This is a genomic window from Rossellomorea sedimentorum, from assembly GCF_046237645.1.
Taxonomy (GTDB): domain Bacteria; phylum Bacillota; class Bacilli; order Bacillales; family Bacillaceae_B; genus Rossellomorea; species Rossellomorea sedimentorum.
On sequence record NZ_CP143546.1, the window covers coordinates 50,316 to 66,683 of the forward strand.

The following is a 16,368-nucleotide window of genomic DNA, read 5'->3' on the forward strand; positions in this document are numbered from 1 at the left end:
TCATTAAAAAATTAAGCAGTACTGCTATTGAAAAATATAAAAAAGTACCCAGGAAAGTTACTTTTGCAAGTATCTTCCGCAGGGTACTTTTTTATTTATCTATTACTTTTCAAGTTGAAAAGATTCCTGAATTTCTTTAATGATCTTTTCAGCACCATCACGGCTTAGGATCAATTTTCCATCTGCTAACTTGATGTTGTCATCAGATACTTCTCCAGTTACATGGCAAGTCATGCTCGGCTTATATTTCTTAAGGATGATTCTTTCATCATCTACATAGATCTCCAAAGAGTCTTTTTCAGCAATTCCTAAAGTACGGCGCAATTCAATCGGAATTACCACACGTCCAAGCTCATCTACCTTACGTACAATACCAGTCGATTTCATTATAATGATCTCCTCTCGAAAAACTGTTGTATTTGAATTCGTCATTTTTCGACATATTTTTGATTATGAATCTATAATAACAGCGATTCCAAATTTCGTCAATAATAAAAAATGTAAATTTTTATATTTTGGTAATCGAAATAATCCCCTTGCATAGGGGATTGAGTAGGTGTCCAACTATTAAAATTGCCAATTTATTATTATTATCTGAAAACTATTGAATGTCGAATCATAAAAGTGATTCGACACTTATTTCGACAAAAAACGACAAATGTATTCATCTCATGTCGAATTTACTGGAACAGACTCCTCAGTTAGTTGCAGATTCAGCTTATTTTAGGTATATTTTGAGGATATAAGAGGTTATGATGTATTTATTGCAGCGGTTAAAATAACAGGCTTTTCACCAGTTCAGCTTATGGATTGAAAGAGGGGAAGAACTGTAATCCTAATAAAATACTCACCCAAAAAACAAAAGGGAGGAAAACGATAATGAAGGAAAAGTTAAAAACCTTCTATCTTACAACACCAATTTACTATCCTAGTGGAAACTTACATATTGGACATGCCTACACAACAGTCGCAGGAGATGCGATGGCCCGTTACAAAAGAATGCGCGGATTTGATGTTATGTATTTGACGGGTACAGATGAACACGGACAGAAAATCCAGAGAAAAGCAGAAGAGAGCGGGATTACCCCTCAGCAATATGTGGATGATATCGTATCAGGCATTCAAGACTTATGGAAGAAGCTTGATATTTCTTATGATGACTTTATCCGGACGACAGAGAAACGTCATAAAGATATTGTCGAGAAGATTTTCAGCCGCTTACTTGATCAGGGAGATATTTACCTTGATCAATATGAAGGGTGGTATTGCACCCCTTGTGAATCGTTCTTTACAGAGCGCCAGCTGGAAAATGGCAATTGCCCTGATTGCGGACGCCCGGTTGAGAAAGTTAAAGAAGAGTCTTACTTCTTTAAGATGAGCAAGTATGCAGACCGCCTGGTAGAGTACTATAATGAAAATCCTGAATTTATTCAGCCGGAATCCCGTAAAAATGAGATGATCAACAACTTTATTAAGCCCGGATTGGAAGATCTCGCTGTATCCAGGACTACGTTCGATTGGGGAGTAAAAGTACCAGGAGATCCTAAACATGTCATCTATGTATGGATCGATGCTCTTTCCAACTATATTACGGCTCTGGGGTACGGAACAGAGGATGATACGAAATACCTTAAATATTGGCCTGCAGACGTTCACTTGGTAGGAAAGGAAATTGTCCGCTTCCATACAATTTACTGGCCGATTATGCTGATGGCGCTGGACCTTCCTCTGCCGAAGAAAGTCTTCGCTCATGGATGGCTGTTAATGAAAGATGGAAAAATGTCAAAATCCAAAGGAAATGTTGTCGATCCGGTAACGCTCATCGACCGATATGGATTGGATGCCCTTCGTTATTATTTGTTGCGTGAAGTTCCGTTTGGTTCTGACGGTGTATTCACTCCGGAAGGATTTGTTGAAAGAATCAACTTTGACCTGGCAAATGATCTGGGTAACTTACTGAACCGCACAGTAGCGATGATCAATAAATATTTTGACGGCGAGATTCCAGAATACAAAGGTTCACAAGGACCATTTGACCAAGAGCTGCTTTCCGTGAATAAAGACACGGTGAAACAATACGAGGAAGCAATGGAGAAGATGGAATTCTCTGTAGCATTATCAAGCCTGTGGCAGCTGATCAGCCGTACGAATAAGTATATCGACGAGACTCAGCCATGGGTGCTGGCGAAGGACGAAGCTCAAAAAGATGAACTCGGTAATGTCATGGTTCATCTGGCGGAGACTCTCCGCCGTGCAGCAGTTATGCTTCAGCCCTTCCTGACCAGAACTCCACAGAAGATATTCGAACAGTTAAGTGCAGATCAGGAGGAGTTGACAACCTGGGAAAGCCTTGAAAAGTTCGGCATGATTCCTGCCGGTACAAAAGTGGTTAAAAAAGGAGAACCGATCTTTCCTAGATTGGATATTTCTGAAGAGGTTGAGTACATCAAGGAAAAGATGCGTGGGACAGCCCCGCAACCTCAAGAAGAGAACAAAGAAGAAGAGGTTCCGGAATCAGAGGAAATCACAATTGATGATTTCATGAAGGTCGATTTCCGGGTGGCGACAGTCACTCATGCAGAGCCGGTGAAAAAAGCGGATAAACTTCTAAAAATTCAACTTGATCTTGGTTATGAAAAACGCCAGGTCGTTTCGGGAATTGCAAAATTCTATAAGCCGGAAGAACTGGTTGGACAAAAAGTGATCTGTGTAACCAACCTCAAGCCTGTAAAACTGCGCGGAGAGTTGTCTCAAGGTATGATTCTCGCAGGGGAAAAAGATGGAGTGCTTTCATTGGCAAGTGTTGATCAATCTCTGGCAAACGGAGCCAAAGTAAAATAATCCTGAATAGGGAGAGTGTTCCACGTGAAACACTCTCTTTATCTTTCCAAAAAATGTTTAATGACTTTGACAGAGGGTAACAATAAACCTGCATCTTTTAGTAGGTGTTATGCTAAGTAAAGGCTTTTTGAGCAGAAATCATCGATTTCATTCCGCTAGCAGCAATACATACAGAAGAGCCATTTTAGAAAAGTTGATAACGAAGATATGGAGAAGTTTGTGCCTCCATATATTTCATTTGTTAGGAAAATGTTACATATGTGAGAAGCTTGTCATAGAAGATTACTGTAAAATAATACTATTAAAAGGAGCTATAATATGTTGTTCGATACTCATGTCCATTTGAATGCTGACCAGTTCAGCGAAGATTTAGAAGAAGTCATTGACAGGGCTCGCGGAGAGGGCGTAGCAAATATGGTCGTTGTCGGCTTCGACCGTCCGACGATCAATAAGGCGATGGAGCTTGTGGAAAGTTATGATTTCCTTTACGCAGCCATAGGATGGCACCCGGTTGATGCAGTTGATATGAAGGATGAAGATTTAAAGTGGATCGAAGAATTGTCCTCACATCCAAAAGTAGTGGCAATCGGTGAAACAGGACTGGATTATCATTGGGATAAGTCTCCAAAAGAAGTTCAGCAGGAAGTATTCCGCAAACAGATCAGGCTTGCAAAGAAAGTGAAGCTGCCGATCGTCATACATAACCGGGAAGCAACCCAGGATATTGTGGACATCTTACAAGAAGAAGAGGCGAAAGAAGTAGGCGGCATCATGCATTGCTTCAGCGGCAGCCCGGAAACTGCTAGGGTGTGCCTTGAAATGAATTTCCTCATTTCATTGGGAGGTCCAGTAACGTTCAAAAACGCAAAGAAGCCGAAGGAAGTGGCGGAGGAGGTCCCTCTTGAAAAGCTTCTGATCGAGACGGACTGTCCGTATCTTGCCCCGCACCCTTACAGAGGAAAACGAAACGAGCCTTCCTATGTGAAATTGGTTGCCGAGCAGATTGCGGAGCTGAAAGGAATCACTTTTGAAGAAGTTGCAGAGAAAACAACCCAAAATGCAAAAAAATTATTCGGCATAAATTGATAATTGATTTTGTCGAGGTTTGGGAAAGCTTGTCCCGCTTCTAATAAAAAAACTAAAGTTCTACATTTCTCATCTCTATCATAGGATAACCATGTCGAGAAGTTATCCTTCCCTTTTTGTTTGGGTTTTTGCATAATGGCGATATGTTCCCAAAATTACTAGACTCATAAACTAAGGGGGTTAGGCTTGACAAGTGTGTTACTAGTCTAATATAATCACTCCGAGAAAAGGAGGCGTTTTTCATGAGTAAAGAAAACATGAAAAACCTGTTTTCCAAGTCGATGAAGAAAAGGAAATGGGCCATTCTGACCGTGAGTATAGCAGTTTTTGCGGCAGTATTCGGTTACCTTCTGTTCGAGGGGACAAAGAAGTCGGTCGCACTGACCCTGAATGGCGAAGAACAAGAAATTAGAACACACGCAAATACGATACATGATATTTTGCAAGATTTAAAGATTCCTTTGCAATCAGAAGACTATTTGTATCCGACAGGATCGACCGAGGTTACAAATAACATGAAAGTGGTTTGGGAGCCGGCAAAACAGGTAGAAATCAAGGTAGGAAGTGAAACCAGGAAGGTCTGGACGACAGCTAAGACGGTCAAGGAGCTGCTGTCTGATGAAAAGATCGAGATTGGTGAACACGACAAGGTGAATGTCAGCCTTGAAGAAAGCGTAACAGAGAAAACAAAAGTTGAGATTGCACCTGCATTCCCTGTAAAGCTTGTTGATGGGGGTAATGAAAAGGCTGCATGGTCAACTTCGACTACGGTCGCTGACTTTTTAAAGCAACAAGGAATCACACTAACGGAAGAAGACCGAGTGGAACCCAATTTAGACAGCAATGTTAAAGCAAATGATGTCATAAATGTCGTTCGAGTTGAAAAAGTCACCGATGTAGTGGAAGAACCGAAAGAATTTGCTGTGATAACCCGCAAAGACTCCAACCTTACAAAAGGAAAAGAAGAAGTCGTTCAGGCGGGACAGCAGGGCTTGATCGAGAAGAAGTATGAAGTAGTAAAAGAAAACGGCAAAGAGGTATCCCGTAAGCTGATCAGCGAAAAGACGGTCCAAGAGAGTCAGGATAAGATTGTCAAAGTGGGCACGAAGGTACTGGTTGCCCAAGTATCGCGGGGTAGTTCCTCAAGTGCAGCTGCGAGTCCAAGCGGCGGCCAGGAATTCTATGTAAGCTCCACGGCATATACCGGACACTGTAACGGCTGTTCAGGCATCACGGCTACGGGCATCAACCTTAGAGCCAATCCTGGCATCAAGGTCATTGCTGTCGACCCTTCTGTCATTCCTTTGGGAACAAAAGTATATGTAGAAGGTTATGGATATGCAGTAGCTGCCGACACAGGCGGAGCAATCAAAGGCAACAAGATAGACGTATTCTTCTCTACAAAAGCGGAAGCATACCGCTGGGGCAGAAAACAAGTGAAAATTAAAATCTTAAACTAATTTTTCAGGGCAGGGGGATTCCTCCTGCTTTTTTGATTTCCTTTTCTCTTTAAGCCAGAAAACGATATAATAATCCTTACAAGCAAAAAGTCTTGTTACATATTAGACGTAACAGGTTATAAAAATGTTTCAATTTTTTTGGAGGAAATATGAAAATAAAAGAAATTATTGTGGTGGAGGGCAGAGATGATACGACGGCCATTCGCCGTGCAGTGGATGCTGACACAATTGAGACAAATGGTTCGGCTGTTTCTGAGGAAACACTATTGAAAATAAAACATGCCCAGGAAAAAAGAGGCGTTATCATTTTTACCGACCCTGACTATCCTGGTGAACGGATAAGAAAAATAGTGAATGACAATGTACCGGGCTGCAAGCATGCTTTCATAGCCAAGCGGGATGCGCTGCCGAAGAATGGAAAGGGGATTGGTGTGGAACACGCCTCTCCTGCGGTGATACAAGAGGCTCTCAAGGAAGCCCACATCATGAATGAATGCCATGCAGAAGAAATCAGTGTGGATGATTTGATTGATGCCGGGTTGATCGGCGGACGTAAGGCCAAGGCAAGAAGAGAGCGGCTGGGTGACTTGCTGCGAATTGGATATACCAACGGAAAGCAGCTTCATAAACGATTAGCAATGTTTGAAATCAAGCAAGAGGAGTTTGCCAAAGCAATCAATACGATATTACAGGAGGAAACAGATGCATAAAGATATTGCGACCCCTATTCGGACGAAGGAAATTTTGCAGAAGTACGGCTTCTCATTCAAGAAAAGTCTGGGTCAGAACTTCTTGATTGACCCTAATATATTAAGGAATATCACGGAATATGCAGGACTGACAGAAAAAACAGCTGCCATTGAAATCGGCCCGGGTATTGGAGCCTTGACGGAGCATCTGGCACGTACGGCAGGGAAGGTTCTGGCGTTTGAAATTGATCAAAGGCTCCTTCCAATCCTGGCAGATACCTTATCTCCTTATACGAATGTCACGATTGTCAACGAAGATATTCTAAAAGCGAATGTCCAGGAGATGATCGAGAAGGAACTGTCCGGTTACGAAGATATCATGGTTGTCGCGAATCTTCCATATTACGTGACAACACCGATCATCTTGAAGCTTTTAACAGAGAATCTGCCGATTAAGGGAATCTGTGTCATGCTTCAGAAAGAAGTAGGCGACAGGATAGCGGCCCGGCCGGGAACTAAGGAGTATGGCTCTCTTTCTATTGCGATTCAGTACTATACAACAGCCGAAACGGTTATGACGGTACCAAAGACGGTGTTTATGCCTCAGCCGAATGTCGACTCCGCAGTGATCAGGTTGATGAAGAGAGACAAGCCTGCAGCAGATGTGGAGGATGAAGAATTTTTCTTCAAGGTGACGAGAGCTTCTTTTGCCCAAAGAAGGAAAACCATTTTAAATAACTTAACAAGCCAGCTGCCTGATGGAAAACAAAAAAAGGATGAAATACTGGCCGGCTTGGAGAAAGCCGGAGTGGACCCTGGAAGAAGGGGTGAGACGCTGAGTATCCAAGAGTTTGCTCAGTTGAGCAATGAACTTCTTCCTATATTCAAATAATGGAAGCAAATGAGGACCCGGGAATTTCCCCGGGTCCTTATTTAAGATTTTTTATGCAACCCTATATTTTAAAGAATTATATGGTTGGTAAGGATGTAACACCTTAATACTAGTACTTCTATTGTTGTCCCTCATGTAAGACATTCGTGGCACTTAAGAGGTTGCCATCCGGATCTTTGAAGCCAAAACCGCCTAATTCATGATCATGATGGATGTTCAACGGGCCGACCTCGATCCCTTTTTCCTTCAGCCAATTGTGGAAGCCTTTCAAATCGGCTGTATAGAAATCAATGATACTGTGCTCCACGCCGTTATTAGAATTCATGAAAGATAACCGGTCTTTTTCTTCCGTCTCCACCATAAATATGGTGGGTACTCCTTTTTTCTTGAATGTCAGCATGGCATTTTTTTCTCCCTTGAATTCCACTTCAACGCCCAGGACCTCTTTGTATAACGGGATCGCGTTCTCAAGGTTGCTTACAGGGATTTCAATTGTACCAATATGGGTAATGAAACCAGACATCTCAAACATCTCCCTTTTATAGTAATCAATATATTTTTCGATGAAAATTTCTTTTAATCCTTTAAATGTGTACCTGAAAAAAATATTAGAGTAAATGAGTGATTGGTCACTGCCTGGGGTATTTAGTTCTTCTTCCTTCCGATAAGTACATATAACTTCATTACGTTGGTGGTGCTCCTTTATCCCATCTTTGGCCTTCAGTCAGTTCGGCGCTGGACAGCCGAATCTCTGCTTTACCATCGCTCGGTTTGTAGTAAACCCAACGGTTCTCCTCCAATGTCTTTCCTCAATGACACCCATTTCCGGGCAGGTGCATAGGTTACTAAAGGAAGATTTATTTAAAGGATGTACTATCCAATGGAGTTGACGCCAGTGAAAGTAGAAGTCAATGCCATCGTCGGCCGGAAGTCTCACCAATGTGACATAATATTTAGGATCATTGATATCTTGGAGACAGGAGGCACTCGAACGGCGATTCTGTATGGAGAAGACTACAGGCTGGTTGCGGATGCCCCGCTTGAAGACCTGGAGCTGATTGATCCAAGGGAACATAAACGGAGAACCATGGAATTCAGGTCCATGGAGCAGCAGTCGTTGGAGTTGTTCAGACAGGATATCGACCTTCAAAAGCAGAAGCAGGAGTATCATTTGACTAATGCCTACCGAGAAGAATATAACTATTTTCAGATTCCGGGAAGAGTGCTGCACCTTGATGGGGACCCATCCTATTTACAAAAATGTCTGGATTTATATGAAACAATTGGGGTTCCGGTTACAGGTGTCCATTGCAATGAGAAGGAAATGCCGGAAAAAATCGGCCCTCTTATTGAAAAGTACCGCCCGGATATTCTCGTGATAACTGGACACGATGCGTATACAAAATCCAAAGGGAAGAAATCGGATATTAACGCTTACCGCCATTCCCGTTTTTTTGTCAATACAGTGAAAGAAGCCAGGAGGCGTGTGCCCCATTTGGATCAACTGGTCATCTTTGCCGGGGCATGCCAATCACATTTTGAATCCTTGATTCATGCTGGTGCCAATTTTGCCAGTTCCCCGCTGCGAGTCAATATCCATGCGCTTGATCCCGTTTATATTGTCGCCAAAATCAGCTTTACAGCGTTTACAGAGCCGGTTAATGTCTGGGATATATTAAGAAACACACTGACAGGTGATAAAGGATTGGGCGGAATTGAAACACGGGGTGTGCTTAGAACCGGGATGCCCTATAAGCCGGTGGAAGAAGAATGATGGATCAGCCGTATGAAGAACATTCATTACGGCTCTTCTTATTAAGAAGTTGTTAGTTGAAGCAGTCGGGTGGCAACGTACCGGTAAAAGGTAAAGGGCTAACAAATCAATCGACAATATCCCATGTATTCTGACAAGAAAAGCAAGTGGAAATCACTTACATAATATAATTGACCCGCGGGTAGACTACAGATGTTGAAAAAAAAAGCATTTTGTTGAATGAAAAGCATTGACAGAGTTTAAAAGTTATTGATAAAATTATAAATTTATTTGACTTTCGATACATAAAGTGTTATACTAATAACAGTGAGGTGGAAGCGTAATGCCAAAAACATTAGCCGACATAAAAAAATCCCTTGATTCTAATTTAGGAAAACGTTTGATGCTCAAAGCCAATGGCGGACGTCGCAAAACGATTGAACGTTCTGGAGTGTTAGCAGAGACTTATCCTTCAGTATTCGTTGTTCAATTAGATCAAGAAGAAAATGCGTTTGAAAGAGTTTCTTACAGCTATGCAGATGTACTCACTGATACAGTTGAGTTAACTTTCTATGATGAAGCAGCAGGGGCAATGATCCTCGAGCAGTAAACAACTATGTTTACTGCTTTTTCATTTGCGCTATATCATTAAAATCAGGCAGCTTCGACTGCCATCTTGTCTTTAAAGGTCCTGCCACCTTATCATTTACATATTGGAAACTAAGGAGATAGTCCCCTTGTAACTTTTCTTCAGTTTTTGCTCATGCTAAACATGCGGCCCTTAAATAAGGAGGAATAGTCATGAGTAGAAGACGAGGCATGATGTCCGAACGTTTAAAGGAAGAAATTGCAAAAGAACTTGGCTTTTATGATACTGTCCAGAGAGAAGGCTGGGGAGGCATCCGTTCCAAGGATGCCGGTAATATGGTCAAAAGAGCAGTGGAACTTGCGCAAAGAGGGATGATCGATAACAATTCCTGAATGCAATTGCTGATTTGCCGCGTTGAAAGGATCGGCTCAAGAAGGAGAAGCACCTCCCTTCAGGCCGGTCCTTTTTCTGTCTAAGTAAAAAACTGTATTCTAAAAGATTGTTGCTTTTTACATTAACTTTATGGGTCTGTTTATTAAAGCTTGATTGGAGCGGAAGGTGCACGACCTCCTGCGGGATTAGCGGGACGTCTAGTTCCAGCGCCAAGCCCCTCGGAGTCGTGCGCCTGTAGTGGAAATCAACTACTTTTCTTAAGGCTCTTTTCGTAAGCATTGTTGCTATTTAATACATATTTTTAAAAAATCTACTTAATTAACCAGGAATAGCCTGATTAACAAGTAAGAAAAGAGCTAATTCACCTTTTTCAGAGTAAAAAGCCCTTGTCTCCAAGGGAAAAATCCGGCTCTTTGGATTTTTCCGAGAGCAACATTATATACGAAAACAGCGTTTCTTAAATACCAACAATACTTACGAAGAGAGATAATTTAAAAAAACTGGACCAAAACCTGCAGTTCATGAATTATCTTTCTTATAAAAGGCTAGCATGAAAGTAACTATGCAAAAAAGTGGGGGTTTTGCAGCATGCCAAAGAAGGAATATGCTAAAATAGTCTTCATAGATATTTCTGCGAAAGCATAAAAGCGAACGAATTGAACATTTGCCTTTTAAATATTCTGTTTAAAGCAATTGTTCCTGGAATTGGTTTGTATAAAAGTAGGTGATTTATTATGAAAACTTTAGTAAAGGCCCCGGCTAAAATCAACCTGACTCTTGATGTCCTGCATAAGCGTCCTGATGGATATCATGAGGTTGAGATGATCATGACAACCATTGATTTAGCCGATCGCATTGAATTGACAGAGTTGGAGGAAGACACGATCAAGATACTCTCCCATAACCGATTCGTCCCGGATGATCAGCGTAATCTGGCTTATCAGGCTGCTCATTTATTAAAGGAGAGGCTTGGGATCAAAAAAGGAGTATCCATTTCCATTGATAAGGTCATCCCAGTGGCAGCCGGACTTGCAGGAGGAAGCAGTGACGCGGCAGCTACCCTGAGGGGACTGAATGATTTGTGGAAGCTGGGTCTTTCGTTGGACGAACTTGCTGAGATGGGGGCAGAAATCGGGTCAGATGTTTCCTTCTGTGTTTATGGAGGCACTGCACTTGCCAAAGGAAGAGGCGAGATAATAGAGCATATCACTGCGCCGCCGAACTGCTGGGTCATCTTAGCCAAGCCTTCAATCGGAGTATCCACTGGTGATGTATATAAGAACCTAAAACTCGGGCAAGTGCGCCACCCTGATACAAAGGGAATGTTGTCTGCTCTGGAAAACGGTGATTATGACCGGATGTGTACGAGCTTGGGGAACGTGCTTGAATCAGTAACGTTGAAGATGCACCCTGAAGTTCAGCATATCAAGGAACAAATGGAGCGTTTTGGGGCAGATGCTGTATTGATGAGTGGAAGTGGACCGACTGTATTCGGTCTTGTCCAATATGAATCAAGATTACCGAGGATTTATAATGGACTTCGCGGGTTTTGTGATCAGGTGTTTGCCGTAAGAATGCAGGGAGACCGAAATACACTTGCCTAAATCCGTATATTAATGATATATTTAGCCTATAATATTCGGGTTTTAGGGAGGTAGACAGCGAATTGAAATTTAAAAGAAGTGAACGGTTGATTGATATGACGCACTATTTGCTTGAACGTCCGCATCAGTTGGTTCCTCTTACGTTCTTTTCTGAACGATACAGTTCCGCAAAATCATCCATTAGCGAAGATCTTGGCATCATAAAAGAGACCTTTGAAACGAGAGGCGTGGGGACTGTCCAGACAGTACCGGGTGCGGCCGGCGGTGTAAGGTATATTCCAAAAGTAAACGTGGCTGCTGCCAAAGAAATCATTGGCGAGCTGTGTGAACACTTGGCCAACCCTGAGCGGCTTCTCCCTGGCGGCTATTTGTATATGACCGATCTGCTCGGAAATCCCCGTGCGATGGATAAGGTAGGAAAGCTTCTGGCTTCTGCCTTTGCAGAAAGTGACATTGATGTCATCATGACGGTAGCCACAAAAGGAATCCCAATTGCCCACGCGATAGCAAGCCACATGAATGTTCCTGTTGTGATTGTGCGAAGAGACAGTAAAGTAACAGAAGGTTCGACCGTAAGCATCAACTATGTATCCGGGTCCACAAAGCGAATCCAGACAATGGTCCTTTCTAAAAGAAGCTTGAAGGAAGGTTCAAAAGTCCTGATTGTCGATGATTTCATGAAAGCCGGAGGGACTGTAAACGGGATGAAAAACCTTCTGGATGAATTCTCTGCTGAGTTATCGGGAATCGCTGTTCTTGTAGAAGCGGAGAATGCTGATGAGCGTCTGGTGGATGAATACATTTCGTTGGTCAAATTGTCTGATGTAGATGTAAAAGAAAAGCAAATTAACGTATCTGAAGGAAATTATTTTCACTCGAAAATCTCATTTCTTGAAACAGGAGGAAATTAACATGAGAAGCATTTCCACGTCCAAAGCGCCTGCTGCTATCGGACCATACTCTCAAGGAATCATTGTTAACAATCTTTTTTACAGTTCCGGTCAAATTCCATTGACCGCCGAAGGAACGATGATTGAAGGAACAGTTGAAGATCAGACCCATCAAGTATTTAAAAATCTCCAAGCGGTGTTGGAAGAGGCGGGAGCATCCCTGGATACAGTGGTGAAAGCTACGGTCTTCATCAAGGATATGAATGATTTTGGTGCGATCAATGAAGTTTATGGGGAATATTTCAATACCCATAAACCAGCCAGGTCTTGTGTCGAGGTAGCAAGGCTGCCAAAAGATGCACTGGTTGAAATCGAAGTTATTGCACTGGTGAAATAAATTGGAAAGACAGGTAATGCGGAATGCGTTACCTTTTTTATTTTGGCTCTTTTCGTATATCTAAGAAAGCAACAATCTTCTAGTAAAAACCCTTTATTTTTTGAAGGGTTTTTTACTTAGGAGGAGCTTTACAAAGCCCAGTCTAGTCTAGGGTGATTATCATCTATTTAGAGAGAGACAACAAGAGATGATTTATTTTTAGGCCTGTTAGACTTTTATTTTAGGTGTTTCCACAGAATGTGGTACTTAATCCATTTTTAAAGGCATGTCTTAAAAGAAAGGTTTGCCCCTTTGTTTATGAGTTTACAGATTCCGCGGAATCCTCGAAGAAGGCTCCCATATAACGATAATTGAATCTTTTAAAGAAAATAAAACTCTTTTATTAATCAGTTACTTTTCCCTATCTATCAAGCTTTAAACCGCCTTTTAATCAAAGAATTCTAAAAAAACGGAAATTTTTCAAAAAATTTTACAAATTAAGAAGGAATTGAAAAAAATTCGTTGAATACATTAAGTAGATTTCATCTAGGGAAAAAGGTGGTGAATACAGTGGAAGTAACAGATGTCAGATTACGCCGTGTGAATACCGATGGTCGAATGAGAGCCATTGCTTCCATTACACTCGACAATGAATTTGTCGTACATGATATTCGTGTAATTGATGGTAACAATGGATTGTTTGTGGCAATGCCCAGCAAACGAACTCCGGATGGAGAATTCCGTGATATCGCTCACCCGATCAATTCAGGTACCCGCGGTAAGATCCAGGAAGCCGTTCTTACAGAATACCATCGTTTAGGTGAGTTGGAAGAAGAAGTGGAACTAGAAGAAGCTGGAAGTGCTTCTTAATAGAATAGTTGACAGCAGGAGCCTACTTCTATAGTAAGGCTCTTTTTTTTAGGCTGTTTTCTAATACTTTGTTGCTATTTACTATCAGGTTCAAGAGATATAGCTGTATTTCATAGAAAATATCCCGGTAAACAAGAAAGAAGAGAGCTATTCACCCTGTTCAGTTAGATAAGCCCTTGTATCCGAGGGCAAAAATCCGGCCCTTTGAATTTTTCCGAAAGCAACAATCTATACGAATGCAGCGTTTTTTTTATACCCCCAAAGTACTTTCCTCAAACTCTCCATATCATCCAGAAAAAATCAAATTCTGGCGTGACTTGCATCTTCTTAATTCCTCATTTGAACGAATGTCAGGAATATCGGCCGCCAAGCAATGTCAAATATGTGTATTTTAAAGAGATTCCTTGAAATATAAAGTTTTTTAGGATATATTCGTAATGGAAAAAAGGATAATGGAGGGCCCTATATATATGACGAATAGATATGCCGTGATTTTAGCAGCAGGACAGGGAACCAGAATGAAATCCAAGTTATATAAGGTGTTGCACCCGGTTTGTGATAAGCCGATGGTGGAACATGTTGTCGACCAAATTACCACTCTTGATATAAATAAAACTGTTACCATCGTCGGACATGGTGCGGAACTTGTGCAGACCCACCTTGAAGGCAGAAGTGAGTTTGCGTTGCAGGAAGAGCAACTGGGCACGGCCCATGCAGTTATGCAGGCGGAAGAAGTGCTTGGCGGGTTGGAAGGGACTACAATTGTTGTCTGTGGTGATACCCCGCTTATTAAAGCTGAAACGATGGAAGCGCTTTTAAAGCATCACGATGAGCTGAATGCGAAAGCGACAATCCTGACTGGTAAACCTGAAGATGCCACTGGTTATGGCAGGATCATCCGCAATCAAGAAGGACTTGTAGAAAAGATTGTAGAACATAAAGATGCCTCTGAAGAAGAACGTCTTGTGAAAGAAATCAATACAGGAACGTATTGCTTTGATAATAAAGCGCTATTTGAAGCGTTGAAAAAAGTGTCTAATGACAATAGCCAAGGCGAATACTATTTACCGGATGTCATTGAAATCCTGAAAGCAGAGGGAGAGGTCGTCAGTGCTTATCAAACGGATGACTTTGAAGAGACACTGGGCGTAAATGACCGTGTTGCCCTATCACAGGCTGAGCAAATCATGAAAAAACGGATTAATGAAAAACATATGCGTAACGGTGTTACATTCATTGATGCAAACACGACTTATATTGGAGCAGATGTGGAGATTGGACGTGACACAACCATCCATCCGGGCACAGTGATTAAAGGTCGTACTGTAATCGGTGAAGACTCTGTTATCGGGCCTCATACTGAAATCAAGGATTGTAAGATCGGTGACAATACGGCTATCAAACAATCGGTTGCCCACGACAGTGAGATTGGCTCCCACGTAAATATCGGTCCGTTTGCCCATATTCGTCCTCAGTCACAAATCATGGATGAGGTGAAAGTCGGTAACTTCGTTGAATTGAAAAAAGTGACGTTCGGAAAAGGCAGCAAAGCATCCCACCTGAGTTATATCGGTGATGCGGAAGTCGGTGAAGATGTCAACCTGGGCTGTGGGTCCATTACGGTCAACTACGATGGGAAGAATAAGCATCTGACTAAAATAGAAGATGGCGTTTTTGTGGGATGTAACTCAAACCTGGTAGCTCCTGTTACAATCGGAAAAGGTGCATATGTCGCCGCTGGATCAACGATCACACAGGATGTTCCTGGAGAGTCCTTATCCATTGCCAGAGCTCGTCAAGTGAACAAAGAGAATTATGTAAATAAATTAAATCTTAACAACAACTAATTTGGAGGTTGTCATGCCTAACAGTTACTCTAATTCTAAATTGAAAATCTTTTCTTTGAATTCAAACCCTTCTCTTGCAGAAGAAATCGCAAAAGAAGTGGGCGTTCCGCTTGGTCAATGTACCGTTAAACAATTCAGTGACGGGGAAATTCAGATCAATATTGAGGAAAGCATCCGCGGCTGTGATGTATTCGTTATTCAGTCCACAAGTGCTCCTGTAAATGAAAACCTTATGGAACTTCTGATTATGGTAGACGCCCTGAAGAGAGCATCTGCGAAAACCATCAATATCGTTATGCCTTACTATGGCTACGCGAGACAGGACCGTAAAGCGCGTGCCCGTGAGCCAATCACCGCTAAGCTTGTGGCTAACCTTCTTGAAACAGCTGGTGCTTTCCGTGTTATCACACTTGACCTGCATGCACCGCAGATTCAAGGTTTCTTTGATATCCTGATCGACCACCTTATGGGAGTACCAATTTTGGGCGACTACTTCCTTGAAAAAGGTTTCAATGCGGAAGATGTCGTTGTTGTATCTCCTGACCACGGCGGAGTAACAAGAGCCCGTAAATTGGCGGAAAGATTGAAAGCACCGATCGCTATCATCGACAAACGCCGTCCGAAACCAAATGTATCGGAAGTCATGAACATTGTCGGTAACATCGATGGCAAAATTGCGATTTTAATCGATGATATCATCGATACAGCAGGTACGATTACTCTAGGAGCAAATGCCCTTATTGAAAATGGAGCAAAAGAGGTGTACGCTTGCTGTACACATCCGGTTCTTTCGGGCCCTGCAATCGAACGAATTCAAAACTCAAAAATCAAAGAATTGGTAGTAACGAACTCCATTCCATTATCTGAAGATAAAATGATTGATAAAATTGAGCAGCTTTCTGTTGCCCCTCTAATCAGTGAAGCCATTATCCGGGTTTACGAGGAACAATCAGTAAGTACACTGTTTGATTGATCAACGCTAAAAACCAGACGAGATTTCTCGTCTGGTTTTTTTATTAGGCTGTTTTCTGAAAGATTGTTGTTTTTTAGCTGATTCTTCTGGATATTTTTACGATGG

Annotated in this window: 16 protein-coding genes; 14 read left to right on the forward strand and 2 right to left on the reverse strand. The window is 41.9% G+C overall.

Annotated elements, in window-relative coordinates; translation table 11 throughout:
- Positions 1–102 precede the first annotated feature (102 nt).
- Positions 103–393, reverse strand: a complete 291-nt coding sequence (locus tag V1502_RS00245; RefSeq protein WP_409254259.1) for an AbrB/MazE/SpoVT family DNA-binding domain-containing protein — start codon at positions 391–393, stop codon at positions 103–105.
- Positions 394–879: 486 nt separating this feature from the next.
- Between V1502_RS00245 and metG the strand changes: the two genes are divergently transcribed.
- The 5 genes from metG (at position 880) to rsmA (ending at position 6,968) form a co-directional block, all read left to right on the forward strand.
- The gene (gene metG / locus V1502_RS00250) at positions 880–2,841 is read left to right on the forward strand and encodes a methionine--tRNA ligase (protein WP_409252459.1); all 1,962 of its coding nucleotides are present in this window, start codon (positions 880–882) and stop codon (positions 2,839–2,841) included.
- Between the two features lie 318 nt (positions 2,842–3,159).
- A complete protein-coding gene (locus V1502_RS00255) occupies positions 3,160–3,927 on the forward strand; it encodes a TatD family hydrolase (protein WP_409252460.1) in 768 nt (255 codons plus the stop codon).
- 242 nt (positions 3,928–4,169) lie between these two features.
- Positions 4,170–5,387, forward strand: a complete 1,218-nt coding sequence (locus V1502_RS00260; protein ID WP_409252461.1) for a ubiquitin-like domain-containing protein — start codon at positions 4,170–4,172, stop codon at positions 5,385–5,387.
- A 149-nt stretch (positions 5,388–5,536) separates the two neighbouring features.
- Entirely contained in the window at positions 5,537–6,097 is a 561-nt protein-coding gene (gene rnmV, locus V1502_RS00265) for a ribonuclease M5 (protein WP_409252462.1), read from the forward strand.
- A complete protein-coding gene (gene rsmA / locus V1502_RS00270) occupies positions 6,090–6,968 on the forward strand; it encodes a 16S rRNA (adenine(1518)-N(6)/adenine(1519)-N(6))-dimethyltransferase RsmA (RefSeq protein ID WP_409252463.1) in 879 nt (292 codons plus the stop codon). Before rnmV ends, rsmA begins: the two co-directional genes overlap by 8 nt.
- A 118-nt stretch (positions 6,969–7,086) precedes the next feature.
- On the opposite strand, the gene V1502_RS00275 is transcribed toward rsmA, so the two are convergent.
- Positions 7,087–7,491 (reverse strand): VOC family protein, encoded by a 405-nt coding sequence (locus V1502_RS00275; protein WP_409252464.1) that lies wholly within the window; start codon positions 7,489–7,491, stop codon positions 7,087–7,089.
- A 357-nt stretch (positions 7,492–7,848) separates the two neighbouring features.
- On the opposite strand from V1502_RS00275, the gene yabG reads away from it, so the two are divergent.
- The 9 genes from yabG (at position 7,849) to V1502_RS00320 (ending at position 16,263) form a co-directional block, all read left to right on the forward strand.
- Entirely contained in the window at positions 7,849–8,742 is an 894-nt protein-coding gene (gene yabG, locus V1502_RS00280) for a sporulation peptidase YabG (RefSeq protein ID WP_409252465.1), read from the forward strand.
- Between the two features lie 322 nt (positions 8,743–9,064).
- A complete protein-coding gene (gene veg, locus V1502_RS00285; protein WP_409252466.1) occupies positions 9,065–9,331 on the forward strand; it encodes a biofilm formation stimulator Veg in 267 nt (88 codons plus the stop codon).
- 191 nt (positions 9,332–9,522) lie between these two features.
- Complete coding sequence (locus V1502_RS00290) at positions 9,523–9,702, forward strand: small, acid-soluble spore protein, alpha/beta type (protein ID WP_409252467.1); 180 nt, start codon at positions 9,523–9,525, stop codon at positions 9,700–9,702.
- A 735-nt stretch (positions 9,703–10,437) separates the two neighbouring features.
- Positions 10,438–11,307, forward strand: coding sequence for a 4-(cytidine 5'-diphospho)-2-C-methyl-D-erythritol kinase (ispE, locus tag V1502_RS00295; protein ID WP_409252468.1), 870 nt, complete (start codon positions 10,438–10,440; stop codon positions 11,305–11,307).
- Between the two features lie 62 nt (positions 11,308–11,369).
- Positions 11,370–12,218, forward strand: coding sequence for a pur operon repressor (purR, locus tag V1502_RS00300; RefSeq protein ID WP_409252469.1), 849 nt, complete (start codon positions 11,370–11,372; stop codon positions 12,216–12,218).
- Between the two features lies 1 nt (position 12,219).
- Positions 12,220–12,594: a RidA family protein gene (locus tag V1502_RS00305; protein ID WP_409252470.1), complete on the forward strand. Its 375-nt coding sequence runs from the start codon at positions 12,220–12,222 to the stop codon at positions 12,592–12,594.
- 549 nt (positions 12,595–13,143) lie between these two features.
- A complete protein-coding gene (gene spoVG / locus V1502_RS00310; protein ID WP_044022940.1) occupies positions 13,144–13,443 on the forward strand; it encodes a septation regulator SpoVG in 300 nt (99 codons plus the stop codon).
- 470 nt (positions 13,444–13,913) lie between these two features.
- Positions 13,914–15,290 carry a bifunctional UDP-N-acetylglucosamine diphosphorylase/glucosamine-1-phosphate N-acetyltransferase GlmU gene (gene glmU / locus V1502_RS00315; RefSeq protein WP_409252471.1) on the forward strand — a complete coding sequence of 459 codons (1,377 nt, stop codon included), beginning with the start codon at positions 13,914–13,916 and terminating at the stop codon, positions 15,288–15,290.
- Between the two features lie 13 nt (positions 15,291–15,303).
- A complete protein-coding gene (locus V1502_RS00320; RefSeq protein ID WP_409252472.1) occupies positions 15,304–16,263 on the forward strand; it encodes a ribose-phosphate diphosphokinase in 960 nt (319 codons plus the stop codon).
- The last annotated feature ends 105 nt before the right edge of the window (positions 16,264–16,368 follow it).